Here is a 26,230-nt window from a genome sequence, read left to right as displayed (position 1 = left end):
TCAAACCATGCAGACCGGGCAACGCGACTGGTACGAATTGTTCTCTCGCGGCGCGCGCGACTGGTTGCGGCACAACGACAAGGTGCGCAACGCCGTGCGCGATCACTTGCCGGAGATCCTATCCTCTTCCGATCTGATGAGCACGCCCGACCAGCGCAGCGTGCAGGTACCGCTGCGCTTGCTGGAACACGCGCGTTTTCGCCTTGCCGAGAACAACACCACCGGCGCCGGCCAGGGCCCCGGTCAACCGGGCGACCTGCTGCTGCCGGCGGACGACAACGGTGGCGATGAGGGCGGCGCCGGCAACGCGCCGGGCAAGGTGACCTTGATGATGGAGTTCGGCATCGACGACATCGTGGACTGGTTATGGCAGGAATTTCAATTACCATCGCTGCAGCCGCGCGGCAACGCCACGCTGGAGCAGCCAGAGCACCTGCATCGCGGCTGGGATAAGCACGGCGCCCGTTCGCGGCTGGACCGCCGCCGCACCGTCAAGGAGGCCGTCAAGCGGCGCGCAGTGCAGAGCGCGCCAGCAGCATTTACCAATGAGGACTTGCGCTTCCGCCAGCTGATAGAACGGCCGCGTCCCAGCAGCAACGCCGTAGTGTTCATGGTGCTCGATGTTTCCAGCAGCATGACGCAGCCCGAGCGGCGCCTCGCCAAGACCTTCTTCTTTCTCGCGTTGCAAGGTCTGCGCCGTCGCTACCGGAGGCTGGAACTGCGCTTTCTGGCGCATGCGGCGCGGGCGTGGGAGTTTAACGAAAAGGATTTCTTCGAGGTCAGCGGCATGGGCGGCACGATGGCGTCGACCGGCCTGGACCTCGTGCGATCGCTACTCGATGCGCACTATGATCCCGCCAGCTACAACAGCTATCTGTTCTACGCTTCGGATGGCGACAACTTTTCCGAAGACCGGGCGGCGGCCGGCAAGCTGCTGGGTCAACTGGCCAACCGCATGAACTATCTGGGCTATGTCGAGACCCTGCCCGGCATGCCGCGCATGCTGGAGACCGAGATGGGGCGCTTGTGGAAGGAGCGCGAGCGGCAGGGGCTGCCGTTGTCCAGCGTGACGCTGACCCAGAGCGAAGACATCATCGGCGCGCTGAAACAATTCCTGACGCGGCAAGCGGCGGCCGAGGAAAAGGCATGAGTACGCTTTCCGACTGGAGCGACCGCATCGAACAACTCGCCCGCGAGCTCGGGCTGGAGTACTGTCCGGTCGATTTCGAACTGGTGCCGCAAAACTTCATGCTTGAAATCGCGGTGTACGGCGTGCCGGTGCGCATGCATCACTGGTCGTTCGGCTTGCGCTACATCCACCAGCTGCTGCATCAGAACATGGGGCACTCGCGCATCTTCGAGGTGATGTTCCCCGGCGATCCGTGCCGGGCCTATATGATGAACCAAAACAGCCTGGCCGAAAACACGCTGGTGGCGGCCCATGTTATCGGTCATGCCGATTTCGTTCGGCGCAATAGCCTGTTCGATCGCTTCCTGAAGATGGCTGGCGGACACATCCTCGAACAAAGTGCGGCCCGCGCCCACCGCCTGGAGCTGGCGCTGGCGCGGCACGGCCAACGGCGGGTAGAGGCCGTGCTGGACGCGGCGCTGGCTTTGGAACCGCACATCGACATCCAGCAAGAGTTGTACCGGCCGCCCTACTCCGACGCCAAGCCGCCGTTGCCGGCGGCTGCATCCGGGCCTTTTCAGCAACGCTACCGGTCGCTGCCGGGAGAGATCGCCGCGGCGCCACCGGCAACCGGGCGCGCGCCGCTGCCGCCCCATCCCGAATACGACTTGCTGTGGTTTATGGCGCAGTACGCGCCGGAACTGCAGGATTGGGAGCGCGACATCTTCCTGGCGGTGCGTGAGGAATCGTTCTATTTTTATCCTGTGCACGCCTGCCAGATCATGAACGAAGGCTGGGCTTGCTACTGGCACGCGCGCTTGTTGCGGGAGGCGGACTTCCTGCCGCACGCGGTCTACCTGCACGCCCTCAAGGCACACTCCGACGTGGTGCGGCCTTACGCGGGCGAGCAGCAGCTGGCGCTTGCGCTCAATCCCTACCACCTCGGCTTCAGCATGTGGGAGCGCATCGTCGAGCGGCAAGGCATCGAGGCGGCGCGCCGTATTTGCAGTGAGGAGGACGATTTTGGCTTCATCCGCAACTACCTTGACGCGGAGCTGGCTGCGGAGCTCGGACTGTTCAGCTACCAGATGCGCAAGGACGGCGAGACGCGCATGCTCAGCCGCGATATCCACGAAGTACGGGAAGCCATTCTGGGACCGAAATACAACTACGGTGCACCGCGCATCGCCGTCGACAAGGTGCAGGACGACCGCAGCCTGGTCTTGCGGCACGACCACGCCAGCGATGGCCGTGGGCTGGACCTGGCCACCGCCGAGCAGGTGCTCAATTATGTGGCCCGCCTCTGGCGCAAGCCGGTGACCTTATACACGGTGGATTTTCGCGGTGTGCCGCGAACGTTGACTGTCAGTCACCCAGATACTGCACATACCACCGCAAAGCCTGCCTGAGTCCGCGGCGCAGATCGTGCGTGGGCGCGTAGCCCAGCAGGTTCCTGGCCTTGGAGATGTCCGCTTGCGAATGGCGCACGTCGCCGGCGCGGAATTCGCCGTACTCGGCTTGATAGTCGCGCAGGTGCGGGTAACGCTCCACCAGCAAGCCATGCAGCATCAGGTAGAGTTCGTTCAAGCTGATGCGCGCGTTGAGGGCGACGTTGTAGACCTGGTTGACGGCGTCCTTGCGGTCGGTCAACGCTGCCAGCAGGTTGGCCTGCACGGCGTTGGCGACATAGCAGAAATCGCGGCTGGTTTCGCCGTCGCCGTTGATCACCAGCCGGCGCTGCCCTATCATCGCCGCGATCCACTGCGGAATGACGGCGGCGTAGGCGCCGGAAGGATCCTGGCGCGGCCCGAACACATTGAAATACCTGAGGCCGATGCATTCGGTGGCGTAGCAACGCGCATAGACGTCCGCGTACATTTCATTCACATACTTGGTCAAGGCGTACGGCGACAGGGCCTTGCCGACCTGGGCTTCCTGCTTGGGCAAGGCGGGATGGTCGCCATAGCTGGCGCTGGAGGCGGCATAGACGATGCGCCGCACGCCGGCCAGGCGCGCGGCCTCCAGCACGTTGAGATAGCCGCCGATATTGATGTCGTTGCACAGCAGGGGCTCGCGCAGCGAGCGCGTCACCGAGCCCAGCGCGGCCTGGTGCAGCACGAAATCGGCGCCATCGCAGGCGCGCTTGCAGGTCAGCGCGTCGCGTATGTCGCCCTCGATCAGTTCGAAACGGCGCCAGGCTTCCGGCGCCACAGCGTCGCGGACCTGGTCCAGATTGTGGCGATAGCCGGTCATGAAGTTGTCGAGCCCGACCACCCGCTGGCCCAGTTCCAGCAGGGCCTGCAACAAGTTCGATCCGATGAAACCCGCCACCCCGGTAATCACCCAGCGGTACTGCTGCTGTTGCAGATGCTCGCGCACGGTCTGGTAGCTGGTGGTGACGGGTGTGCCATCCTCGTAGTCGGTCATCATAGCCTCCAGACGTTGAGTCCGCTTTCGCGCAGGGCCAGCTCGTCGAACTGGGACTTGAGGTCGATGAAGCAACCGTCCTGGACGATCTTGGCGCGGATCTGGTGCAGGGGCCGCGCGGCCAGTTCGCGATGGGCCACCGCGCTGATCATGGCTTCCGCGCAGGGCAGCTCCTCCCACCGCTCCAGCCGCACCCCGTATTCGTGGTGCGCTTCGTCCGCGTCCGCCACCGGGTCGTGCACGTGAACTTGCAAGCCATAGGATTCAAGCTCGGTGATCAGATCCGCGACCTTGGAATTGCGCAGGTCCGGGCAGTTCTCCTTGAACGTCAGCCCCAGCACATTGACCCGGCATCCCTTGAGCTTGAACCCCGCGCGCACCATTTCCTTGACTGTTTTCTCGGCAACGAACTTGGCCATGCCATCATTGATGCGGCGCCCGGCCAGGATCACATGCGGGTGGTAGCCCAGCATTTCCGCCTTGTGCGTCAGGTAATAGGGGTCGACGCCGATGCAATGCCCGCCCACCAGGCCGGGCCTGAACGGCAGGAAATTCCACTTGGTGCCGGCCGCCTGCAACACCTCCAGCGTGTCGATGTCCAGGCGGTCGAAGATGATGGCCAGTTCGTTCATCAGCGCGATATTGAGGTCGCGCTGGGTGTTCTCGATCACTTTAGCGGCCTCGGCGACGACAATGCTGGAAGCGCGGTGCACACCGGCGTCCACCACTTCCTCATACAGCGCGGCCACACGTTGCAGGGTGGCGTGGTCGTCGGCCGCGACAATCTTGCGTATGGTCGCCAGCGTATGTTCGCTGTCGCCTGGGTTGATGCGCTCGGGCGAGAAGCCGACGTGGAAATCCCGCTGCCATTTCATTCCCGAACACCGCTCCAGTACCGGGATGCAGATCTCCTCGGTGGCGCCGGGGTAGACCGTGGATTCATAGACCACCACGGCGCCTGCCTTCATGTGGCGCCCCACGGACTCGCTGGCACCGACCAGCGCCGAAAAATCCGGCTGGTGGGCGCTGTCCACCGGCGTCGGCACGGCAACCACGATGTAGTCGGCCTCGCTCAGCGCCGCGGGATCGCAGCCCATCTCCAACATGTCTGCCGCAGCGAATTGCTCGCGACTCACTTCCCCTCCCGGATCGACCCCGCGCCGGTAGCTGGCCACCTTGCGTGCGGACAGGTCGACGCCAATGGTGCGCCGGCGCGCGCCGAAAGCCACTGCCAGCGACAGCCCCACATATCCCAATCCCACCACGGCCACGACTTCCATAACTCACCTCGCGTTTGAGCGTTAGATACACATCTCGGCCGATTCTACGGAGCGCTTTCAGGGTGCTGTTGAGGTGCCGCAAACCAGCGCCGATTGCACTGCGAGGCTGTTCCGTTTGTGGCGTATCAAGGAGCGACACATCCAGAGTTCCTACCCTGTCCCTACCGTTTGCCAAGGAGAGTCTGATGCTGCGCGTCTTGTGGAGATACGACATGGGAGCGATCGCGCGCTTTCCGATGTGGTGCGTCCGTCTGCTGTCCGTGGCTTTCTTCGGCGGATTGATACTGGCGCTGAGTGTCTATCCCTGGCAGGACAGCTGGCTGCCCGCCATCTTGCTGGGATACGGCGCGCTGCTGTGGTGGCGGCCCGCGCTGTGGCTGCTGGGCTTGCCGGCATTGCTTCCGGTACTGGATCTGGCGCCGCATACGGGCTGGTTCTTCCTGGAAGAAATCGACTTGCTCCTGCTGTTGACGGCTGGCACTTGCTACTGGCATTTCGAGCCAAGCGGGATGCGCCCGGTGTTTCCACCCTTATTCCGCCTCAGCTTATGGCTGCTGGCCGGCGCCTGCTGCATCGCGCTGTGGCGCGGGTTGCAGCCCTTGCCGCCGATTGACGCCAATTCCTTCAACAACTACCTGAGTCCCTATAACGCTCTGCGCGTCGGCAAGGCCTGGTTCTGGAGTTTCGTGCTGCTGCCGCCGCTGAAGCAAACGCTAGGGCCGGACCTGGCGGGCCTACGCCGTTTCCTGATACCTGGCATGTTGACCGGCCTGCTATTGACAAGTGCGGCCGCGACATGGGAGCGCTGGCAGTTTCCGGGTTTGCTCAATTTCTCCAGCGACTATCGCATTACCGCGCCGTTCTCCGCCATGCACACCGGCGGCGCGGCGCTGGACGGCTACCTGGCGCTGAGTTTTCCCCTGCTGGCCGCCTGGCTTTTCAGCAAACAATGGTCGCCGCGCCAGACTGCAGCCTTGCTGATGCTGCCGTTGGCGCTGTACGCCGGCCTGGCGACCTTCTCGCGCGGGCTGTACGCGGCCTATGCTCTGGCCGGGCCCATCCTCGCTGGCATCCCACTGATGCAGCGCTTACGCACCGGTCCAGCCAGGCGCCGATGGCAGGCGCCGCTCGTCATCATCGCCGCTGTCGCGCTGGCCGCCTGCGTGCTGGGCGTGGTATTTGAAAGCAGCGGCTATCGTGGTTTCGGCGCGGCCCTGGGTTTGTTAATAGCGGCGTTGATCCTGTCCGCCCTGCCGTTGCGACGGCTGGTCCTGGTGAGCGGCTTGATCTGCGGCGCCGTGGTCGCCGGCGGCCTGGCGTGGCTGTTGCCGGTTGGCGAACCGCCGCTGGGCATATTGAAAAGCCCCTATCTGCTCTTCCTGCTCTCGTGCGCCGTCTTCGCGCTGGCCGCCAGCCGCACGCGCCCGCTATTGCCGCTGGCCGTGCTGGCGTTGGCGGGACTGGCGGTCAATACGGTATGGATCGCCTACCATTATGCTGGCGCAAGCACGTTCTGGCCCAGTGCCGGCTTGCTGGTAACGGCCATGTCGCCGCTCGCGCTCAATGTTCTTCGGCGGCGTCCGCTGTGGCAGCTGCGACGCCGCAGCCTGACGGCGCTGATGACTTGCGCGATGGTGCTGGCAACCGCCGTCCCCATCTACCACGGCTACTTTGTCGCCGAGCGTTTTTCCAGCACCGCGAGCGACCTCACCGGCCGCTTGCAGCACTGGCACCACGCGATCGGCCTGATGGATGACGATCTCAACACCGCCTGGCTGGGCGCGGGACTGGGTAAATTTCCCTTCCTGTACTTCTGGCGTAATCCGCAACACGAAGTGCCACCGAGCTATCGTTACCTCGATCAGGATGGCAATCGTTTTCTGCGCTTGACCGCCGGCGAGTATCAGGCGGGGTACGGCGAATTGCTACGCCTGCTGCAAATCGTCCCCGTCGACAACGGCACATCCTACGTATTGGCGCTGGACGTCTGGAACAGCGGCGCTCCCGCCTTTCTGCAGGTGCAACTGTGCGAGCGTCAGCTACTCTATCCACAGGGCTGCATCCCCCTGCCTATGCGCCAGGTTGCGCACGCGCCGTACTGGCAAAGGTATCAGTTTCCCGTGTCGTCCGGCGCCCTGGGGAATTCCGGCCGGCGGGTTCAGCTGGAAATCGCCGTGGACGGCGAACATGCCACGCTGGATATCGACAATGTGAGCTTGCGCAATCTCGACAGCCGGAATGAACTGGTGCGCAACGGCACGTTTTCCGATGCCAACAATTACTGGTTCTTCAGCAGCGATCGCCACCACCTGCCATGGCACATCAAGAACCTGGGACTCAACCTGTATTTTGAAATGGGCTGGCCAGGGCTGCTGGCCTACACCGGCCTGCTGTGCAGCGCGGTCGCCGAATTGCTGCGCTGCGCGCGCGACAGCGCCGACAGCGCCCAGGCGCTGGCCTTGCTGGCCGCGCTGAGTGCGTTTCAAATCGTGGGGCTGTTCGACAGCTTGCTGGACGTGCCCCGCATCACGTTGCTGTTCATGTTGCTGTTATGCGCCGCCGCGCTGCGGCCCGCCCCGTCCATCCCTGCTGCCGCGAGTGCCCCATGTTAAAAACCATCTGCCTGCCAGCGCTGCTGGCCCTGAGCCTGGCCTCGCCCGTCGCCGCGGACGAACTCAGCCGCACAATTGAGCTCGTCAAGCCTTCCGTGGTCGGCATCGGCAGTTACCAGAAGACCCGTAGCCCGGCCTTGTCGTTTATCGGATCGGGCTTCGTCATCGAAGACGGCTTGACCGTGGTGACCGCCGCCCATGTGGTCCATGAGTTGTTGCGTACCGATCAGGGCGACAACCTGGGCATACTGGTGCGCCAGGGCGACAACGCCCAGTTCCGCGCCGCCGTCGTGACGATGGTCGACAAGGAACACGACCTCGCCCGCCTGCGGGTTCAGGGCGCGCCGATTCCAGCCCTCCGGATGGGTGACTCGGCCAAGGTGCAGGAGGGGAAATCGCTGGCCTTTATGGGTTTCCCGCTGGGCATGGTCCTCGGCTTGCGCCATGTTACCCACCGTTGCACCGTGTCGGCAATTACGCCCGTGGCCATGCCCTCGGTCAGTTCAAGCAAACTCGACGGAAAGCTGTTGAACCAACTGCAGAAAACCACCTTCGTCGTGTTCCAACTGGACGGCACGGCCTATCCGGGCAATAGTGGCAGCCCCCTGTTCGACCCCGATACCGGCGAAGTGATCGGTGTGGTCAACATGGTATTTGTCAAGGGCGTCAAGGAAACAGCGATCTCCGCGCCTAGCGGCATCGCCTATGCTATCCCCACCAGCTTGCTCGCACCGTCTCCGTCGAAATAATCAGGTCTTGCCCGCGATCAAACGCCCGGTGATACCCGGCTCGTCCCAGGTCGGGAAGAAAAACGGGTAAAACGAGCGTTCCGTGGTTTGCTGTTCCATCATGCCGCCGAACTTCCGTATCTGTTCGCCCATATAGTCCAGCTCCAGGCGCAGCAGCACGGCCGGCGCCCCCACGCGCGTGCACGGCCGCTCGCCGCCAAAATCGCGAAAGCCCAGCATGCGCTTATAGAACATGACATGACGCGGGTTTACCTCGATCACGTAGTCGGTAAAGCCATGGATGTTATGCGCATAAATATAGGAGATGTGAATCAGCGCCGCGAACACGCGCTTGGATACCCCCTTGTCGATCGCCAGCCGCGAAGGCTCGCACAGGCGCCGGTGCTGGGCGCGCAGATCGTCCAGCTTGTCCCGGAAATTTTCATCGGCCGGAAGACCCATCTCTTCGCTGTCCAGGCACAAGGACATGGTGCCCACGGTGTGTCCGCCGGTTTCCGCAAACAGGGTGATCTTGTTGAGCGCGTGGCTGGCGTTGGGGTCGACCGAATAGCCGCGCCAACCATACATCTTTTTTAGCAACAGGCTGGCCGCTTCCCGGCGCCCTTGCGAATTAGCCATACGGATGTGGAATATCTGCTGGTCGATTGTGTGGTCCCATTCCTTGTTGGTGTCGCCTTCGCCGACCACGAGGTCGCGCAGGCCTGGGCCAGCTTCAAATGAAACTATTGCGTCGTCATGTTGCACGGTTGGCATCCTGTCAGGTCTGTCGGCCAGCTGTCGGCAAAGGACAAACTGGGCTCATGCTCTTCAGACCTGCCTTGTGAACGAAAAGTTCCCCAAAATCGCAAATATTTTTGAGGCTCAGAACCAACTTTCGGGGATCACCAATACATCGCCGGGCAACACCGCTACGTTGGCAGAAATATCGCCGTCGCGCAACAAGTCCTGCAAACGAACAGGCAGGCTCTGCCGTGTACCGTTCACGGTGCGAATGATGTTGGCTTTGTTGCCTGCGGCGAAGTCGGTGATGCCGCCCACCGCGATCAGCACGTCCATCAGCGACATGCCCTGGCGGTAAGCCAGCGCCTGCGGCTTGGCCGCCTGGCCAATGACGCGGATCTGCTGCTCGTAGGGGCCGACGAAACTGGTGACGATGACGGTCGCCATCGGCTGCTGGATGTACTTCTCGAGCGCCTTTTCGACATCGCGCGCCAGCTGGGTCGAGGTCTTGCCGGCGGCCTGCAGGTCCTCGACCAGTGGCGTGGTGATTTTCCCGTCAGGCCTGACCGGCACGCTAACCGACACCTCCGGATTGCGCCAGACATTGATGTTGATTACGTCGCCGGCGCCGATCAGGTAATCGCCCTGGGGCGCCACCGGCGCGTCCGGCGACAGGGCGACGCGGTGCGCGCAGCTTGCCAACAGCCAGGCCGCCCCAGCGGCAGCGGCAATACGCAGAAGAGTATGCATGACCAATCCCGTTTGAATAATCCGGCTTCCATGATTGAGAAAAGCCGTCCGCCGCTGCTTGATCTGGCTCAATCACTGCTCAGTTAAGAAAAAACCCCATATTTCGAGCCATATAATTTGAATTCACCTTTCCTTGAACCCTGGAGAAAACACACTATGGAGCAGATGATTAGCCAGTTGTTAATCAGCTTGCAGGGGATATGGAAATATCGCTGGTACGCAATCGCGGTCATGTGGCTGGTGGCCTTGGCCGGCTGGACCAAAGTGGCGCTGCTGCCCGACGATTATCAGACCACGGCGCGGGTCTTTGTCGATACCCAGAGCATCCTGAAGCCGCTGTTGTCCGGCATGACCAGCGTGCCCAACGTCGAGCAGCAGGTCTCCATCATGAGCCGCACCCTGCTCAGCCGTCCGAATGTCGAGCGCGTCATGCGCATGGTGGACCTGGACCTGAACGCCAGGACCGCGCGCGATCACGAGCAGCAACTGGACGAATTAATGAGCAAGATAAAAATCGGTAGCACCAGCACCTACGACATTTACACCATCACCTATAACAACCGTAATCCGAAACTGGTGCGCGACGTGGTGCAGTCGCTGCTGACCATATTCGTCGAAGGCAGTTTCAAAGGGAAGAACGGCGAGACCAGGAAAGCCGTGCAATTCATCGACGAGCAGATTAAATCCTACGAAGACAAACTGATTGCGGCAGAAAACTCGGTCAAGGAATTTAAATTAAAGAATAACGGACTGTTGCCGCGCCAGGGCGTCGACTACAGCAACCAGCTGATGCAGTCGTCGGACGCGCTGAACGCCGCACGGCTGGAACTGCTGGAAGCCGAGCAGTCGCGCAACGCCATCCGCAGCCAGATCAGCGGCGACGAGCCAGTGCTGGGCGCCGACCTCAACCCTGCCAGCATTGACAGCCCCGAGATCGACGGGCGTATTGCCGCCCTGAACAAAAACCTCGACGCCTTGCGCATGCAATACACCGAGCTGCATCCGGACATCATCGCCGCCAAGCGCCTGGTGGCGCAGCTGGAAGCCCGCAAGGTCGAGGAGAACAAGCTCAAGCCGGCCGGCGATCCGGGCAAGAATTATAGCCCGATGCTGCAGCAACTGAAGGTCGCGCAAACCGAGGCCGATGCCAAGGTAGCGGCCGTCAGCGCCCGCGTTCAGGAGTTCGCGGCCCGCCACCAGCGGCTGCTGGCGCAAGCGAACGCGGTGCCGGAACTCGAATCCGAACTGGCTCAGCTGAACCGCGATTACCTGATCAACAAGGACAACTACGAAAAACTGATCGGCCGGCGCGAGGCGGCCAAGCTGTCGGGCGAGCTGAGCTCCACCACCGAGATGATGACCTTCAAGATCATCGACCCGCCCACGGTGCCGTTGACGCCGGTAGGGCCCAACCGCTTCCTGCTGTCGAGCCTGGTGCTGGGCGGCGCGCTGCTGACCGGGCTGGCCGCGGCCTTGCTGATCAGCCAGGTGCGCCCCACCTTCCTGAGCCCCAGCGAACTGCGCGAACGCACCGGTTTGCCGGTGCTGGGCACGGTCTCCATGAACTGGACCCAGCAACAGAAGATTAAACGCAAGCGTGGCCGTTATGCCTTCGGCACCGCCCTGTCCTGTCTGTTTGTAGCCTACGGCGCCGTGCTGGCGATGGCGGCGTTGCGATATTAGGAGTAGTGCATGGAGCAATCGACCGAACAAATACTGGCCGGCACCGCCGCGCCGCGCCATATCGAGATCAATCTCGAACGGCTCCACCAGCTGGGCATGGTGACCCATGACGGCGGCCGCACCGCCGTGGCCGAGGACTTCCGCATCATCAAGCGGCCCCTGCTGCGCAATGCCCGCGGCGATCACGACATCCCCGCGCTGCGACACGGCAATCTGATCGTCGTCACCAGCGCCCTGCCCGGCGAAGGCAAGACTTTTTGCGCGGTGAATCTGGCGATGAGCATCGCCATGGAAATGGACATCACGGTGTTGCTGGTCGATGCCGACGTGGCGCGGCCGTCGGTGCTCAAGGTGCTGGGTCTGCCCGCCGAGCCGGGCCTGATGGACATCCTGCTGCGCGAACGCAGCGAACTGTCCGACGTGATTCTGAAGACCAACGTCGCCACGCTCAGCATCTTGCCGGCCGGGCGCGCCAACAAGCACGCTACCGAACTGCTGGCCAGCCGCAGCATGAGTCGGCTGTTGACCGAAATCGCTGAACGCTACGCCGATCGCATCGTCATCTTCGACTCGCCGCCCCTGTTGATGACCACGGAGGCCAGCGTGCTGGCGGCGCAGATGGGGCAGATTGTCATGGTGGTCGAGTCCGAGACGACCAGCCAGCACGCGGTCAAGGAGGCCTTACGCCATATCGAGCATTGCCCGCACGTCAGCCTGATCTACAACAAGAGCAAGTCCTTCCCCGGCGGCGAATACTATGGTTATTATGATTAGCCTGGCTCCGCGCGGCGCTCCCTATCAGCTCAGCGTGCTGGTGTTGCTATCGCTACCGGCCTGCGCCATTCCGGCCGAGTGGAACGTGACGCCGACGGTGCGCCTGCGCGAGTCCTACAGCGACAATATGAACCTGGCGCCGCCCGGCCAGGCGCGCGGCGAGTTCACCACCGAGGTCTCGCCCGGCATCGCCATCACCACCAGCGGCCCGCGGCTCACATTGGCGCTCGACTACGCACTGCAAAGGATAGCCTACACTCATCAGGCTGACCGTACCACCCAGAACCTGGACGCCAGCGGCCACGCCGACGTGCTACGCGATTGGCTGTACCTCGACGCCCGTTCCAGCATCACGCAGCAAAACATCTCGGCCTTCGGCCCGCAACTGGTCGATACGACCCAGGTCACTGGCAACAACAGCACCGTGCGCGCGACCAGCATCAGTCCCTACCTGAAACACTACTTCCATGGCTTGGCAACGGCGCAGCTGCGCTACGACTATCAGCGCGTCAGCAGCGGTCGCCTGATCAGTGTACGCAGCGACGACACCACGCTGCAGCTGAGCGGCGACAACGGCGGCCAGGGATGGAATTGGGACTTGCGCGCCGACCGCAGGAATATCGACGATTCGGCGCTGCCCACCGTCACCATGAGCGATGTCGCGCTGACGTTGAGCTATCCGCTCAACAGCCGCCTGTCCCTGTTTGCCACCGACGGCTACGAAAAAAACGACTACCACTCGAGCGGCGCCCAGCCGCATGGCCGTCACTATGCTGTTGGCGGCAACTGGACGCCGTCGCCGCGCAGCAAACTCGTTGCCAGCGTGGGGCGTCGCTATTTCGGCAACACCTACCAGCTGGACGCCGAATACCGCCTGCGCAGCATGTTCTGGACACTCAGCTACAACGAGGACATCACCACCACGCACGGCGAGTTCCTCAGCATACCGCCTACCGGGCTGGGCGATTTCCTGAATCAGCTGTGGGCCAGCCGCATCCCCGATCCCCAGACCCGCCAGCAAACCATCAAGCTGTTCCTGCTGGTGTCGCAGTTGCTGGGCCCCAACGGCAACGTCAACTTCTTCAGCCATCGCTACTATCTGCAAAAAGACTGGCGACTGGCGACCGTCTACAGCGGTGCGCGCAGCGCGCTGGCGTTCACCCTGAACAGCACCCGCCGCACCGCCCAGACCAGCAGCGCCATCGACAGCCCTCTGCTGGGCCCCGACCAACTGGCGCTGGAAGACCGCACCCGCCAGAACGCCGCCCAGGTGGGCTGGAACTACCGCATGTCGCCGCGCAGCAACCTCACCGTCAGCGCCAGCCTCAGCAGGGCAGAATCGCTGAGCACCGGCCGCACCGACCGCAACAGCGCGCTGATCCTGTCCTTGAGTCATCAGTTGCAGCCCAAGGTCAGCGCCAGCGTCGATCTGCGCCATGTCCGTCACAACAGCAACGCCGGCGGCGACTACCGTGAAAACGGCATCGGCGCGGCCTTGATGGTCGCGTTTTAAACGGAGCCAGCCATGCACTCGCCTGCCCGCATCGTCTGTGTCGTCGCCGCCCGCCCCAATTTGATGAAGATGGCCCCCATCCTGCGCGCGCTGGCCATGTCCGAGTACCCGCTCGAGTCCGTGCTGGTGCACACCGGGCAACACTATGACGCCGACATGGACAGCGAATTCTTCACCGCGCTGGAAATGCGCGCGCCGGATGTGCAGCTGGAGGTCGGTTCCGCCAGCCACGCGGTGCAGACAGCGCTGGTCATGCAGCGTTTCGAACCGCTGCTGGACGCCAGCGCCCCGGCTGCCGTGCTGGTGGTTGGCGACGTCAATTCCACCCTGGCGTGCGCGCTCACGGCCGCCAAGAAAAACATTCCGGTGCTGCATGTGGAGGCCGGCTTGCGCAGCTACGACCGCAGCATGCCGGAAGAGCTCAATCGCGTCCTCACCGACCAGCTGTCGACGCTGCTGTTCACCAGCGAAGCGAGCGGCATGAGCAATCTGCTGCGCGAAGGCATACCGGCGACGCGCATCCACTTTGTCGGCAACGTCATGATCGATACCCTGCAGCGCGAACTGGCGCGGGCCACGCCGGTGCAGGACGTGTTGCGTCAAGTCCACTTGGCCGGCTTCCTCCCGCACGACAGCCGCTACGCGCTGTTGACGCTGCATCGGCCCTCCAATGTCGACGATCCGCGCCGCCTGCGCCTGCTGATGGAAACCATCGTCAAACTCAGCGACGACGTGCCGGTGCTGTTTCCGCTGCACCCGCGCACCCGCGCCAGCTTGCAGCGCCACGAACTGGGCCGGCTGCTGGACGCGCCGCGCGTGGCCTGCCTGCCGCCGCAATCCTACCGCGCCATGCTGGGCCTGATGAAACATGCCAGCCTGGTGCTCACCGATTCCGGCGGCGTGCAGGAAGAAACCACGGCGCTGGGCGTGCCCTGCCTCACCCTGCGCGACAGCACCGAGCGCCCCGTCACGGTGACCGAGGGCAGCAACGCCATCGCCGGCCGCGATCCCGCCGTCATCCTGGCGCTCAGCCGCGACATCCTGCGCTACGGTGGCAAGGCCGGACGCATCCCGGCCTGCTGGGATGGCCACGCGGCCGAACGCATCGCCGGCCATATCGGCCACTGGCTGGCCGCCCCCCGGGAGCTAACGTGATGCGCAACGCCTTATCGATCGATGTCGAAGACTATTTCCAGGTCTCGGCCTTCGCCGGCCATATCAGCCGTGCGGACTGGGCCACCTTGCCGTGCCGGGTCGAGCGCAACGTCGAGCTGATCCTCGGCCTGCTGGCGCAGCAGCGCACCCAGGCCACCTTCTTCACGCTCGGCTGGATTGCCGAACGCTATCCGGCGCTGGTGCGGCGCATCGTCGAAGGCGGCCACGAGCTGGCCAGCCACGGTTACGCCCACCTGCGCGCCAGCGAACAGACGCCCGCGCAGTTTCTCGACGACATACAGCGCAGCAGGCAGTTGCTGGAACAGCTGAGCGGTACGGCCGTGATCGGCTATCGGGCGCCCAGCTTTTCCATCGGCGCGGCCAATCTGCCGGCGTTGGACAGCTTGTACGCCGCAGGCTACCGCTACAGTTCCAGCATCTATCCGATCCGCCACGACCACTACGGCATGCCGGACGGCGCGCGCTTTGCCTGGCGCCCGCGCGGCGAGCACGGCGTGCTGGAGCTGCCGATCAGCACCGTCCGCCTGTTCGGACGCAACTGGCCGGCCGGCGGCGGTGGCTACTTCCGCCTGTTGCCCTACGCCGCCTCGCGCTGGGCCTTGCGACACATCAATTCCGTCGATGGCCAAGCTGGCATATTCTATTTTCATCCTTGGGAGCTCGATCCCGGCCAGCCGCGCCAACACGGGATCGCTTTCAAGACCCGGTTTCGCCACTACCTCAACCTGCACCGCATGGAGGGACGCATCGTCCAGCTGTTGCGTGATTTTCAATGGGGCAGGATCGACCACATCTTTCTGGGGAATGCATGATGCAGTGGAACGTCGGACAGATGGGGACGCATGACCACGCGCGCTGGGACGCCTTTGTGCAGCGCTGCCCCGGCGCCACCTTCTTTCACCGCGCCGGCTGGCAGCAGGTGATAGAAAGCGCGTTCGGCCACCCCACCTGGTACTTGTACGCCGAATCGGCGGGCCAGATCCAGGCGGTGCTGCCGCTGGCCCAGGTCAACAGCCGCCTGTTCGGCAACACCCTGTGTTCGCTGCCGTTCTGCGTCTACGGCGGCGTGGCCGCGATGGAAGATGGCGCCGCTGCTGCCGTCGACCAGGCGGCACAGCAACTGGCCCGCCGCCTGCGGGTCGACCATCTGGAATATCGCCAACTGCAATCGATCCACGCGGACTGGCTGCACAAAGACCTGTATGCCACCTTCCGCAAGCCGCTCGCCGCCGACCCCGAACAAAATCTGCTGGCCATTCCCCGCAAGCAGCGCGCCATGGTGCGCAAAGGCATGGCAGGCGGTCTGAGCAGCGTCATCGATACCGATACCGACCGCTTTTACGCCAACTACGCCACCAGCGTGCACCGCCTGGGCACGCCTGTGTTCAGCCGCCGTTATTTTCGCACCTTGCAGCAAACCTTTGGCGACGACTGCGAGATCCTCAGCGTGCAGCGCGGCGGTCAGGCGATCTGTTCGGTGATGAGTTTCCATTTCCGCGACGAGATCCTGCCTTATTACGGTGGCGGCGGCGAGGCTGCGCGCGTCCACGCCGGCAATGATTTCATGTACTGGGAAGTGATGCGGCGCGCCACCGAACGCGGCCGCCGGCTGTTCGACTTCGGTCGCAGCAAGTACGGCACTGGCGCTTTCGCGTTCAAGAAGAACTGGGGCTTCGAGCCGCAGCCCTTGTGCTACGACTATCAGCTGCATCGGGGGAAACAGTTAAAGGATGTCCAACCCTTGAATCCCCGCCTGCAACTGCTGATACGCGCGTGGCGTATGTTGCCCTTATCGCTGGCCAATGCAATCGGCCCCCACATTGTGCGGCAACTGGGCTGATGCCATGCGCGAGCTGCTGTACTTAACCCATCGCATTCCCTACCCTCCCAACAAGGGAGACAAGATCCGCGCCTACCACGTGCTGCGCTACTTGCAGCGCCATTTCCGCGTACACCTGGGCAGCTTCATCGACGATTCCGCCGATCTGGCCCATGCGGAACACCTGGCGGCCGACTGCGCCAGCTCCTGTTTCGTCCGCTTGCATCCGCGCCTGGCGCGGCTGGCCAGCATGCCGGCGCTGTGGCGCGGCGAGTCCCTCAGCGTTGCCTATTATCGTCACCCGGCGCTGCGCGACTGGGTCGCGGCCACGCTCAAGCGCCACCGCATCGACACGGCGCTGGCTTTTTCCGGCCCCATGGCGCAATACCTGCCGGCCCGCACCGCGCGGGGCCCGCTGCACCGGGTACTGGACCTGGTCGACGTCGACTCCGAAAAATGGCAAAACTACGCCGACCACCACCGTTGGCCGCTGTCATCGTTGTACCGGCGCGAGGGCCGCAGTTTGCTGGAATTCGAGCGCGCCGCCGCCCGCGCCTTCGACCAGACCTTGCTGGTCTCGCGCGCCGAGGCCGACCTGTTCCGGCTGCGGGCACCGGAATCGGGACACAAGACCGGTCATTTCAGCAACGGCGTCGACTGCGAATATTTTTCACCGCAGCCCGACGCGCCCGATCCCTACCACGGCGCCCGCGTGCTGGTATTCACCGGCGCCATGGATTACCGGCCGAATATCGACGCCGTCAGCTGGTTGGCGCAGCGCGTCATGCCGGTGCTGCGGCTGGAATTCCCCGAGTTGCAGTTCCACATCGTCGGCGCGCGTCCCAGCCCGGCGGTGGCGGCCCTGGGCCGCCTGCCGGGCATCCATGTCAGCGGCACGGTGCCCGACATCCGCCCCTATCTGCAGCACGCGGCGTTGGCGGTGGCACCGTTGCAAATCGCGCGCGGCATACAAAACAAGGTGCTCGAGGCCATGGCCATGGGCAAGACCGTGGTGGCGACGCCGCAGGCGCTGGAAGGCCTTGCCGCCGTGCCTGGACGGGATCTGGTCAGCGCCACCGGCGTGGCCGGCTTCATCGACCACATCGGCCAGCAGTTGCGCGCGTCAAGCGGTCTTGGCGCTGCGGCCCGCCAGCACGTGCTGCGCGATTATCAGTGGCACAGCAATCTTGAACGACTGGGCGTGGTGCTCTACGTCGCCGAGTCTGAGCGCCTGCCAGCGGAACCCCTGACATGACCGCCGCACTCTCGTCCGTCGCGACAGCGCGCGCCGAACCGCCAGCCAAGCCTGCCCGGCCCTGGCCCCAAGCCTGTTTGCTGGCAGCGCTGTGCGCGCTGCTGGCCGCCTACTGGCCGACGGCCGCCGGTATGATCAACCAGTGGTGGCACTCGCAAACCTTTGCCCACGGCTTCGTGGTGCCGCCGCTCTGCCTCTGGCTGGTCTGGCGGCAACGCGCCGAACTGGCCGGCCTGCCGCTGCAACCGGCGCCCATCATGCTGCTGCCGCTCGCTCTGCTGGGGCTACTCTGGCTGGTCGCCACGGCGGCCAACGTACCCGTCGTGCAGCAATACTGCCTGGTGCTGATGGCGGCGGCGATGCCTGCCCTGGTGCTGGGCTGGCGCTACGCGCGCGCCATCTCCTTCGCCCTTTCCTATCTGCTGCTGGCGGTGCCCTTTGGCGAAGTGCTCATCTCGCCCCTGATAGACTTTACTTCCAGCTTCACGGTAGGCGCCTTGCAGCTGGCAGGGATCCCCGTGTTCCGTGACAACAACTACCTTTCGCTGCCCAGCGGAAACTGGTCGGTGGAGGAGGCGTGCAGCGGCCTGCGCTATCTGATCGCGTCAATTGCCCTCGGCACGCTGTATGCCTACCTGACCTATCACAGCCGCTTGCGGCGGGCCGCCTTCATCATCGTGGCCCTGCTCCTGCCCATCGTCGCCAATGGCGTACGCGCCTTCCTGATCGTGCTGATCGGGCACTACAGCAACATGACGCTGGCGGTCGGCATCGACCATCTGATCTACGGCTGGCTTTTTTTTGGCTTGGTCGTCAGCTTGATGTTCGGGCTGGGCGCGCGCTGGCGGGACGACGCTCCGCCGGCACCACGTTCACCGGCCACCGGCCAGCCGGCCCAGCCGGCCAGGTCACGGCCATCAGCCTGGCTGGCCGCGACGCTGGCAGGAGTGCTGTGCGTCGCACTCTGGCCGCAACTTGCCCGGATCGCCCTGCGGCCGCCGACCGACGCCGGCCGCACAGCATCGTTCCTGACGCTGGCGCCGCCGCCCCCTCCATGGCGGGCCAGCGCTATGCAGGCCGGCGACTGGCGCGCCCAGCACGCGGGACAGCCACAGCGATGGTCCGCCAACTACCGCGACGGCCCGCGTCAGGTGTCGTTGCAACTGACCTGGTACCGCCACCAGTCCAAGGACGCGGAACTGCTCACCCAAATCTGGAGCACGCGAGCCGCCGGGCCCGCGTGGAAAGAAATGGCAGCCACCAGCCGGCAGATCCACCTGGGACAACAGCGCCTCCAGGTGCGGCAGACCATTGTCCAGGCCGGCGAAACCAAGATGCTTGTCTGGCGCTGGTACCGCCAGGCGCGGCGCGATACCGCCAGTCCCTTGCTGCTCAAGCTGCTGCTGGCGCGCAGCAAATTGCTCGGCGACGAAGACGACGGCGCCGAGATCGCGCTCGCCGCCCGCTATGACGAGCGGCCCGAACAGGCTGCCGACGCCATGCAGGCGCTGCTGTCGACCATGCGGCCCGCCATCGAACAGGGACTTGCCCATGTCGCCGGACGCTGAACTGGCCGCCGCGCCGTTGATCGTGCACCTGATCCATCGCCTCGACGTGGGCGGGCTGGAGAACGGTTTGATCAACCTGATCAACCACCTGCCGCCCGACCGCTACCGCCACGCCATTGTCTGCCTGCGCGACTACACCGACTACCACCTGCGCATCCAGCGGCCCGGCGTGGAAATCATCAGCATCAACAAGCGCGACGGCAAGGACTGGGGCCACTACCTGCGGCTATTCCACACGCTCAGGCGGCTGCGGCCGCTGCTGGTCCACACCCGCAACCTGTCCGGCATCGAAGGCCAGTTGCTGGCCGCCGCGGCGGGCGTGCGCCTGCGCGTGCACGGCGAGCACGGCCGCGACATGGATGACTTGCACGGCCAGAGCCGGAAATACCGCTGGCTGCGCAAGCTGCTGCGGCCGCTGATCGGGCATTTCATCGCCGTCAGCAAGGACCTGGAAGCCTGGCTGATCGACTCCATCGGCGCCCGGCCGCAACACGTCACCCACATCGGCAACGGCGTCGACAGCCTGGAATTCCACCCCCGCCTGGGCCCGCCCGCCGCCGTCGGTCCGCCGGGTTTTCTGTGCGAGGACGCCTACGTCATCGGCAGCGTCGGCCGCATGGCCGAAGTCAAGGATCACCTGACGCTGGTGCAGGCCTTCATCCTGCTGGTCGCCGAGCATGCGCTGCCGCGCACACGCCTGCGCCTGCTCATCGCCGGCGACGGCCCCTGCCGCCAGGCCTGCCTGGACCTGCTGCGCCAGGCAGGCATGGATGAGCTGGCCTGGCTGCCGGGCCGCCGCGACGACATCGCGCAACTGATGCGGGCCATGGACGTGTTTGTCCAGCCGTCGCTGGGCGAAGGCATGTCCAACACCATCCTGGAAGCGATGGCGACCGGCTTGCCGGTCGTGGCCACCACGGTCGGCGGCAATCCGGACCTGCTCGACAGCGGCCGCGCCGGCACCCTGGTCCCCGCGCGCGCGCCGGCGCTGCTGGCCGACGCCCTCAACGACTATTACCGCCTGCCGGCGCTGGCCAGCAGCCATGGCCAGCGCGGACGGCGGCGGGTGCTGGCCCACTACAGCCTGCATGCCATGGCCGACGCCTACCTGGCGGTCTACGACGCCCTGGCCACCCCACCCCAACGCGACCGATGAAAGGAACACCATGTGCGCCATCGCAGGGATCTTCGATCTTCACCGTCATGCCAACATCGACGCCGACATGCTGCACGCCATGACCGAGCGCCAGCGCCATCGCGGCCCCGACCAGGGCGGCGTCCACCTCGAGCCGGGCATAGGACTGGGCCACCGGCGTCTGGCCATCATCGACCTGGGCGGCGGCCAGCAACCCCTGTTCAACGAAGACCACAGCGTGGTCGTGGTCTACAACGGCGAGCTCTATAATTTCCAGGCCCTGATGCGCGAATTGCAGCAGTTCGGCCACACCTTCCGCAGCCATTGCGATACCGAGGTCATCGTCCACGCATGGGAGCAATGGGGCGAGCGCTGCGTCGACCGTTTTCGCGGCATGTTCGCCTTCGCGCTGTGGGACCGCCGCCAGCAGACGCTGTTCCTGGCGCGCGACCGGCTGGGCGTCAAGCCGCTGCACTACGCCCTGCTCGACGACGGCCAGTTGCTGTTCGCCTCGGAGATCAAGGCCCTGCTGCTGCACCAGGGACTGCGGCGCGAGCTCGACCCGCTGGCGGTCGAGGACTACTTCGCCTACGGCTACATCCCCGAACCGCGCAGCATTTTCCGCCAGGTGCGCAAGCTGGCGCCCGGCCACACGCTGCTGCTGCGCAAGGGACAGGCGCTGCCGGCGCCGCAGCGCTACTGGGACATTCCCTTCGCGGTCCAGCCGGCGCCCAGCGCGGCCCAGGCCGCCGATGAGCTGATGATGCGCCTGCGTGAAGCGGTGCGCATCCGGCTGGTGGCCGAGGTGCCGCTGGGCGCCTTCCTGTCGGGCGGCGTCGATTCCAGCGCCATCGTCGCGCTGATGGCGCAGGAGTCGGCGGCGCCGGTCAACACCTGCTCGATCGCTTTTGGCGATCCGCAGTTCGACGAAACATCCTACGCGCAAATGGTTGCCCAACGCTACGGCACCCGCCACCATTTGCAGCGCGTCGAGCAACACGACTTCAGCCTGGTCGACCGTCTGGCCGGCCTGTACGACGAACCCTATGCCGACAGTTCCGCGTTGCCCACCTACCGCGTCTGCGAGCTGGCGCGCCAGCGCGTGACGGTGGCCTTGTCCGGCGACGGCGGCGACGAGAACCTGGCCGGCTATCGGCGCTACCGCTGGCACCTGCACGAGGAGCGCTGGCGCACCCTGCTGCCGCTGGGCCTGCGCCGGCCGCTGTTCGGCGCCCTGGGCCGCCTCTATCCCAAGGCCGACTGGGCGCCGCGCCCGCTGCGCGCCAAGACCACCTTCGAGGCGCTGGCCAGGGACAGCGTGGCGGCCTATTTCCACAGCGTCAGCATCATGGATGACACCATGCGCCGCGCCTTGTTCAGCGCCGAACTCAAGCGCGACCTGGCCGGCTACCATGCCCAGGAAGTGCTGTACCGCCACGCCGCCAATTGCCCGGCCGAGGACCCGCTGTCGCGCATCCAGTACCTGGACCTGAAGACCTACCTGCCCGGCGACATCCTCACCAAGGTCGACCGCGCCAGCATGGCGCACGGGCTGGAGGTGCGGGTGCCGCTGCTCGATCATTGCCTGGTCGAATGGATGTCCAGCCTGCCGCCGGAACTGAAGCTGCGGGGCGGCGTCGGCAAATACCTGTTCAAGCGCGGCCTTGAGCAGCATTTGCCCAGGGAGCTGTTGTACCGCAACAAGATGGGCTTTTCGGTGCCGCTGGCCGCCTGGTTCCGGGGGCCGCTGCGCGCCCACCTGGAACGCAGCCTGCGCAGTCCGGTGCTGGCCGATTGCGGCATGTTCAATCTCGAGCAGGTCCAAGCGCTGCTCGCGCAGCACTTGTCCGGCCGGCGCGACCACAGCGCGCCGCTGTGGTCCTTGCTGATGTTCGAGTCCTTCCTGCGCCAGCTGCCCGCGGCCGCGCCGCACAAACTGATACGGCAGGCGGCATGACGATGCGCGTACTTCACATCCTCGATCATTCGCTGCCGCTGCACAGCGGCTATACCTTCCGCACGCTGGCAATCTTGCGCCAGCAGCGCAGGCTGGGCTGGCACACCGTCCACCTGACCAGCGCCAAGCAAGGCGGCGGCCAGCGCGAAGAGGAAGTCGACGGCTGGCATTTCTTCCGCACCCAGCCGCTGCGCCGCTGGTGGGCACGGCTGCCGCTGCTGCGCCACTGGGGCGTGGTGCTGGGCTTGCAGCAGCGTCTGATGGCGATCGCCGCCACGCAGCGCCCGCAGGTGCTGCACGCGCACTCGCCCGCGCTCAACGGCGTCGCCGCGCTGCGCGTGGGGCGCGCGCTGGGCATCCCGGTGGTCTATGAAATCCGCGCGTTCTGGGAGGACGCCGCCGCCGACCATGGCACCAGCCGCGCCGGCGGCATCCGCTACCGGCTGACGCGCGCGCTGGAAAACCACGTGCTGCGGCGGGCCGACGCCATCACCACCATCTGCGAAGGATTGCGCAACGATATCATCGCGCGCGGCATCCCGGCCGCCAAAGTCACGGTGATACCGAACTCGGTCGATGGCGAGCAGTTCGCGAAGGCCTCCGCCGCGCCGCCCAGCCTGGCCCGCAGCCTGGGCCTGGACGGCCATCTGGTGCTGGGTTTCATCGGTTCCTTCTACGCCTACGAAGGCCTGGCGCTGTTGATCGCGGCGATGCCGCGCCTGCTGGCCGGTGCGCCCACGTTGCGGCTGCTGCTGGTCGGCGGCGGTCCGCAGGAAGCCGAATTGCGCGCGCTGGTTGAGCGCCTGGAGCTGCGCGCCCATGTCAGATTTGCCGGCCGCGTGCCGCACCAACGCATCGCCGACTACTATCAGCTGGCCGACATCCTGGTCTATCCCCGCCTGCCCATGCGCCTGACGGAACTGGTGACGCCGCTCAAGCCGCTGGAGGCGATGGCGCAGGGCCGGCTGGTGGTGGCGTCGGACGTCGGCGGCCACCGGGAGCTGATCGAGCATGGCCGCACGGGCATGCTGTTCAAGGCCGGCGACGCCGAGGCGCTGGCGCAGCAGGTCCTGCAGCTGCTCCGCCAGGCCGACAGCTGGCCGGCCCTGCGCCAGCGCGCGCGCGCCTACGTGGAAAACGAGCGCAACTGGCCGGCCAGCGTGGCCCGCTACGGCCCCATCTATCAGCGCCTGAGCGCGCGCGCCGCATGAACGGCCCGCACCCGCTGCCCGCCGCCCCCATCGCCGGCCTGCGCATCGCGCTGGTGGGGCCGCTGCCGCCGCCGGCCGGCGGCATCGCCAACCAGACCGCGCAACTCGCCGGACTGCTGCGCCAGGCCGGCGCCGAGGTCGACCTGGTCCAGGTCAACCTGCCGGCGCGGCCAGCGTGGCTCGCGTCCGTGCGCGGGCTGCGCGCGGCGCTGCGGCTGCCGCCCTACCTGTGGCGCCTGTGGCGCGCGGCCGGACAGGCCGAGCTGCTGCACGTCATGGCCAATTCCGGCTGGTCGTGGCACTTGTACGCCGCGCCGGCGATCTGGATCGGCCGCCTGCGCGGCAAAGGCGTGCTGGTCAACTATCGCGGCGGCCAGGCCGGAGAGTTTCTCCAGCGGAGCGCCGCCCTGGTCCGCTTCAGCATGGGCCGCGCGCACGCGCTGATCGTGCCGTCGGCCTTCCTTGCCGAGGTGTTCGCCCAACACGGCATAGGTGCGCAGATCGTGCCCAACATCGTCGATCTGGCGCGCTTCCACCCGTCCGGCCCGGCGGCGCCGCACGCCGCCATCCTGGTCGCCCGCCATCTGGAGCCGCTCTACGACCAGGCCACCGCGCTTCGCGCCTTCGCCATCGTGCGCCGCCAGCTGCCCCAGGCCCGTCTGACCATCTGCGGCGCCGGTCCCGAGCTGCAGCGCTTGCAGCAACTGGCCCGCACACTGGCGCTGGACGACGATGCGCTGCGCTTCACAGGCAAGCTGGATAATGCAGCCATGGCCGACCTCTACCGCCAGAGCGACCTCGCGCTCAACGCCAGCCTGGCCGACAACCTGCCGATCTCGATACTGGAGGCGTGGGCCAGCGGCGTCCCGGTGGTCAGCACGGCGGTCGGCGGCATACCGTATCTGGTGCGCGACGGCGTCAACGGCCTGCTGGTCCCGCCGCAGGACGCGCCGGCCATGGCCGAGGCCATGCTGACCGTGCTGCAAGCACCGCAACTGGCCCGCACACTGGCCGAGGCCGGCAAAGCCGAAGCCCGGCGCTACGCCTGGCCGCAAGTCGCCCCCTTGCTGATGGCGCAATACCGGCGCGTGCTCAAGCGTCCACCGGCCAGCGGCTACACGGCGCTGGTGTCGCGCCTGCTTTTTCCGCTGCATGAAATGCTCAAGCAACATCGCAGCGTCGCCCTGCGCCACCACATGGAACAAACCCAGTGGTGGCCGCCCGAACGGCTGGAAGCGCTGCGCCTGCAGCGCCTGCGCGCGCTGCTGCTGCACGCGTCCGAACACGTGCCGTACTTCCGCCAGCTCTACGCCCGCCTCAACTTCGACGCCACCCGCGTGCACGACCTGCGCGACCTGCGCCGGCTGCCCATCGTCTACAAGGCCGACATCAATCACCACCGCGACGAGTTCGTCGCCGCCGACGCCGGCCCGCTGCAGCGCCTGAACACGGGCGGCTCCAGCGGCGAGCCCTTGATCTTCTACCAGGGCAAGGGCCGCGTCAGCCACGACGTCGCCGCCAAATGGCGGGCCACGCGCTGGTGGGGCGTCGACATCGGCGATCCCGAGGCCTTGATGTGGGGCTCCCCGATCGAACTGAAGGCCCAGGACCGCTGGCGCATGCGGCGCGACCGGCTGCTGCGCAGCCTGCTGCTGCCGGCCTTCGATTTGTCGCCCGCCCGCCTCGACGACTACCTGCGCCGATTGCAGCGCCAGCGCCCGGCCATGCTGTTCGGCTACCCTTCGGCGCTGTGCCTGCTGGTCAAGCACGCGCAAGCGCGGCAGGTTCCGCTTGACGGGCTCGGTGTCAAGGTCGTGTTCGTCACCGCCGAACGGCTCTACGACGAGCAGCGCGCCCTGCTGGCGCAAGCGTTTGCCGCCCCGGTCGCCAACGGCTACGGCGGCCGCGACGCCGGCTTTCTGGCCCATGAGTGTCCCGAAGGCGGCCTGCACATCACCGCCGAAGACGTCATCCTGGAAATCGTCGATGCGCAAGGCGCCGCCGTCGCGCCCGGGGACAGCGGCGCCATCGTCGTCACCCACCTGGCCAGCCGCGACTTTCCGTTCATCCGCTACGCCACCGGCGACGTCGGTGCGCTCGACACCCGCCCCTGCCCGTGCGGACGCGGCCTGCCGCTGCTGAAGCGGGTCGAGGGGCGGGTCACGGATTTCGTGGTGGCGCGCGACGGCACCGTCATGCACGGCCTGGCGCTGATCTACGTGCTGCGCGACCTGCCGCAGATCCGGGCGTTCAAAATCGTCCAGGAAAGCCTGGACCTGACCCGCGTGCTGCTGGTCAGCGTGAGCGGCTTGCCGGGCGCGCTCAGGCTGGACATCATCCGCCAGTTCCGCGCCCGCCTCGGCGCGGAGGTGGAGATACTCATTGAAGAGGTGACCGAGATACCGGCGGAGGCCTCGGGCAAGCACCGTTACGTCATCAGCAAGGTAGCCGCCAACTGAACCAGGAGCACAC

The 26,230-nt window shown here is 65.5% G+C and carries 20 protein-coding genes; 16 read left to right on the top strand and 4 right to left on the bottom strand.

Annotated elements, in window-relative coordinates:
• Window positions 1-7: 7 nt before the first annotated feature.
• On the top strand, window positions 8-1,150 hold the full coding sequence (locus ACEN9O_RS23990; protein ID WP_495614311.1) for a DUF444 family protein: 1,143 nt from the start codon (window positions 8-10) through the stop codon (window positions 1,148-1,150).
• Window positions 1,147-2,538 carry a SpoVR family protein gene (locus ACEN9O_RS23985; protein WP_495614310.1) on the top strand — a complete coding sequence of 464 codons (1,392 nt, stop codon included), beginning with the start codon at window positions 1,147-1,149 and terminating at the stop codon, window positions 2,536-2,538. The genes ACEN9O_RS23990 and ACEN9O_RS23985 overlap by 4 nt, the downstream gene beginning before the upstream one ends.
• Here ACEN9O_RS23985 and ACEN9O_RS23980 read toward each other — a convergent pair.
• Both ACEN9O_RS23980 and ACEN9O_RS23975 read right to left on the bottom strand, forming a co-directional pair.
• Window positions 2,495-3,556 carry an SDR family oxidoreductase gene (locus tag ACEN9O_RS23980; RefSeq protein WP_495618529.1) on the bottom strand — a complete coding sequence of 354 codons (1,062 nt, stop codon included), beginning with the start codon at window positions 3,554-3,556 and terminating at the stop codon, window positions 2,495-2,497. The genes ACEN9O_RS23985 and ACEN9O_RS23980 overlap by 44 nt on opposite strands.
• Window positions 3,556-4,836, bottom strand: coding sequence for a nucleotide sugar dehydrogenase (locus tag ACEN9O_RS23975; protein WP_495614309.1), 1,281 nt, complete (start codon window positions 4,834-4,836; stop codon window positions 3,556-3,558). Before ACEN9O_RS23975 ends, ACEN9O_RS23980 begins: the two co-directional genes overlap by 1 nt.
• A gap of 185 nt (window positions 4,837-5,021) precedes the next feature.
• On the opposite strand from ACEN9O_RS23975, the gene ACEN9O_RS23970 reads away from it, so the two are divergent.
• Both ACEN9O_RS23970 and ACEN9O_RS23965 read left to right on the top strand, forming a co-directional pair.
• Window positions 5,022-7,448 (top strand): hypothetical protein, encoded by a 2,427-nt coding sequence (locus ACEN9O_RS23970; RefSeq protein ID WP_495614308.1) that lies wholly within the window; start codon window positions 5,022-5,024, stop codon window positions 7,446-7,448.
• Window positions 7,442-8,197, top strand: coding sequence for a S1 family peptidase (locus ACEN9O_RS23965; protein ID WP_495614307.1), 756 nt, complete (start codon window positions 7,442-7,444; stop codon window positions 8,195-8,197). The genes ACEN9O_RS23970 and ACEN9O_RS23965 overlap by 7 nt, the downstream gene beginning before the upstream one ends.
• On the opposite strand, the gene ACEN9O_RS23960 is transcribed toward ACEN9O_RS23965, so the two are convergent.
• Both ACEN9O_RS23960 and ACEN9O_RS23955 read right to left on the bottom strand, forming a co-directional pair.
• A complete protein-coding gene (locus ACEN9O_RS23960) occupies window positions 8,198-8,950 on the bottom strand; it encodes an N-acyl amino acid synthase FeeM domain-containing protein (protein WP_495614306.1) in 753 nt (250 codons plus the stop codon).
• A gap of 108 nt (window positions 8,951-9,058) precedes the next feature.
• Window positions 9,059-9,667, bottom strand: coding sequence for an XrtA/PEP-CTERM system exopolysaccharide export protein (locus ACEN9O_RS23955; RefSeq protein WP_495614305.1), 609 nt, complete (start codon window positions 9,665-9,667; stop codon window positions 9,059-9,061).
• 156 nt (window positions 9,668-9,823) lie between these two features.
• Between ACEN9O_RS23955 and ACEN9O_RS23950 the strand changes: the two genes are divergently transcribed.
• The 12 genes from ACEN9O_RS23950 to ACEN9O_RS23895 are packed head-to-tail and all read left to right on the top strand — an operon-like array spanning window position 9,824 to window position 26,217.
• Complete coding sequence (locus ACEN9O_RS23950) at window positions 9,824-11,350, top strand: XrtA system polysaccharide chain length determinant (RefSeq protein WP_495614304.1); 1,527 nt, start codon at window positions 9,824-9,826, stop codon at window positions 11,348-11,350.
• 9 nt (window positions 11,351-11,359) lie between these two features.
• Window positions 11,360-12,124 carry an XrtA-associated tyrosine autokinase gene (locus tag ACEN9O_RS23945; protein WP_495614303.1) on the top strand — a complete coding sequence of 255 codons (765 nt, stop codon included), beginning with the start codon at window positions 11,360-11,362 and terminating at the stop codon, window positions 12,122-12,124.
• Entirely contained in the window at window positions 12,108-13,637 is a 1,530-nt protein-coding gene (locus ACEN9O_RS23940; RefSeq protein WP_495614302.1) for a TIGR03016 family PEP-CTERM system-associated outer membrane protein, read from the top strand. Before ACEN9O_RS23945 ends, ACEN9O_RS23940 begins: the two co-directional genes overlap by 17 nt.
• 12 nt (window positions 13,638-13,649) lie before the next feature.
• Entirely contained in the window at window positions 13,650-14,792 is a 1,143-nt protein-coding gene (gene wecB, locus ACEN9O_RS23935; RefSeq protein ID WP_495614301.1) for a non-hydrolyzing UDP-N-acetylglucosamine 2-epimerase, read from the top strand.
• Window positions 14,792-15,625, top strand: a complete 834-nt coding sequence (locus ACEN9O_RS23930; RefSeq protein ID WP_495614300.1) for an XrtA system polysaccharide deacetylase — start codon at window positions 14,792-14,794, stop codon at window positions 15,623-15,625. Before wecB ends, ACEN9O_RS23930 begins: the two co-directional genes overlap by 1 nt.
• A complete protein-coding gene (locus ACEN9O_RS23925) occupies window positions 15,625-16,653 on the top strand; it encodes a FemAB family XrtA/PEP-CTERM system-associated protein (RefSeq protein WP_495618528.1) in 1,029 nt (342 codons plus the stop codon). Before ACEN9O_RS23930 ends, ACEN9O_RS23925 begins: the two co-directional genes overlap by 1 nt.
• 4 nt (window positions 16,654-16,657) lie before the next feature.
• A complete protein-coding gene (locus ACEN9O_RS23920) occupies window positions 16,658-17,887 on the top strand; it encodes a TIGR03087 family PEP-CTERM/XrtA system glycosyltransferase (protein ID WP_495614299.1) in 1,230 nt (409 codons plus the stop codon).
• A complete protein-coding gene (gene xrtA / locus ACEN9O_RS23915) occupies window positions 17,884-19,455 on the top strand; it encodes an exosortase A (RefSeq protein WP_495614298.1) in 1,572 nt (523 codons plus the stop codon). Before ACEN9O_RS23920 ends, xrtA begins: the two co-directional genes overlap by 4 nt.
• Window positions 19,439-20,611, top strand: coding sequence for a TIGR03088 family PEP-CTERM/XrtA system glycosyltransferase (locus ACEN9O_RS23910; RefSeq protein WP_495614297.1), 1,173 nt, complete (start codon window positions 19,439-19,441; stop codon window positions 20,609-20,611). Before xrtA ends, ACEN9O_RS23910 begins: the two co-directional genes overlap by 17 nt.
• Window positions 20,612-20,621: 10 nt before the next feature.
• Entirely contained in the window at window positions 20,622-22,547 is a 1,926-nt protein-coding gene (locus ACEN9O_RS23905) for an XrtA/PEP-CTERM system amidotransferase (RefSeq protein ID WP_495614296.1), read from the top strand.
• A gap of 2 nt (window positions 22,548-22,549) precedes the next feature.
• Window positions 22,550-23,758, top strand: a complete 1,209-nt coding sequence (locus ACEN9O_RS23900; RefSeq protein WP_495614295.1) for a TIGR04063 family PEP-CTERM/XrtA system glycosyltransferase — start codon at window positions 22,550-22,552, stop codon at window positions 23,756-23,758.
• Window positions 23,755-26,217, top strand: coding sequence for a glycosyltransferase (locus ACEN9O_RS23895; RefSeq protein ID WP_495614294.1), 2,463 nt, complete (start codon window positions 23,755-23,757; stop codon window positions 26,215-26,217). Before ACEN9O_RS23900 ends, ACEN9O_RS23895 begins: the two co-directional genes overlap by 4 nt.
• Window positions 26,218-26,230: the final 13 nt, after the last annotated feature.

It is taken from the genome of Duganella sp. Dugasp78 (assembly GCF_059491455.1).
Note: the sequence above shows the minus strand (reverse complement) of the source record. Positions and strands in the feature narration are given on the sequence as shown.

Bases quoted from the DNA above. Each gene is read 5' to 3' on its own strand.
- ACEN9O_RS23990 (WP_495614311.1), top strand. From the start codon at position 8: ATGCAGACCGGGCAACGCGACTGGTACGAATTGTTCTCTCGCGGCGCG.
- ACEN9O_RS23985 (WP_495614310.1), top strand. From the start codon at position 1,147: ATGAGTACGCTTTCCGACTGGAGCGACCGCATCGAACAACTCGCCCGC.
- ACEN9O_RS23980 (WP_495618529.1), bottom strand. From the start codon at position 3,556: ATGACCGACTACGAGGATGGCACACCCGTCACCACCAGCTACCAGACC.
- ACEN9O_RS23975 (WP_495614309.1), bottom strand. From the start codon at position 4,836: ATGGAAGTCGTGGCCGTGGTGGGATTGGGATATGTGGGGCTGTCGCTG.
- ACEN9O_RS23970 (WP_495614308.1), top strand. From the start codon at position 5,022: ATGCTGCGCGTCTTGTGGAGATACGACATGGGAGCGATCGCGCGCTTT.
- ACEN9O_RS23965 (WP_495614307.1), top strand. From the start codon at position 7,442: ATGTTAAAAACCATCTGCCTGCCAGCGCTGCTGGCCCTGAGCCTGGCC.
- ACEN9O_RS23960 (WP_495614306.1), bottom strand. From the start codon at position 8,950: ATGCCAACCGTGCAACATGACGACGCAATAGTTTCATTTGAAGCTGGC.
- ACEN9O_RS23955 (WP_495614305.1), bottom strand. From the start codon at position 9,667: ATGCATACTCTTCTGCGTATTGCCGCTGCCGCTGGGGCGGCCTGGCTG.
- ACEN9O_RS23950 (WP_495614304.1), top strand. From the start codon at position 9,824: ATGGAGCAGATGATTAGCCAGTTGTTAATCAGCTTGCAGGGGATATGG.
- ACEN9O_RS23945 (WP_495614303.1), top strand. From the start codon at position 11,360: ATGGAGCAATCGACCGAACAAATACTGGCCGGCACCGCCGCGCCGCGC.
- ACEN9O_RS23940 (WP_495614302.1), top strand. From the start codon at position 12,108: ATGGTTATTATGATTAGCCTGGCTCCGCGCGGCGCTCCCTATCAGCTC.
- wecB (WP_495614301.1), top strand. From the start codon at position 13,650: ATGCACTCGCCTGCCCGCATCGTCTGTGTCGTCGCCGCCCGCCCCAAT.
- ACEN9O_RS23930 (WP_495614300.1), top strand. From the start codon at position 14,792: ATGCGCAACGCCTTATCGATCGATGTCGAAGACTATTTCCAGGTCTCG.
- ACEN9O_RS23925 (WP_495618528.1), top strand. From the start codon at position 15,625: ATGCAGTGGAACGTCGGACAGATGGGGACGCATGACCACGCGCGCTGG.
- ACEN9O_RS23920 (WP_495614299.1), top strand. From the start codon at position 16,658: ATGCGCGAGCTGCTGTACTTAACCCATCGCATTCCCTACCCTCCCAAC.
- xrtA (WP_495614298.1), top strand. From the start codon at position 17,884: ATGACCGCCGCACTCTCGTCCGTCGCGACAGCGCGCGCCGAACCGCCA.
- ACEN9O_RS23910 (WP_495614297.1), top strand. From the start codon at position 19,439: ATGTCGCCGGACGCTGAACTGGCCGCCGCGCCGTTGATCGTGCACCTG.
- ACEN9O_RS23905 (WP_495614296.1), top strand. From the start codon at position 20,622: ATGTGCGCCATCGCAGGGATCTTCGATCTTCACCGTCATGCCAACATC.
- ACEN9O_RS23900 (WP_495614295.1), top strand. From the start codon at position 22,550: ATGCGCGTACTTCACATCCTCGATCATTCGCTGCCGCTGCACAGCGGC.
- ACEN9O_RS23895 (WP_495614294.1), top strand. From the start codon at position 23,755: ATGAACGGCCCGCACCCGCTGCCCGCCGCCCCCATCGCCGGCCTGCGC.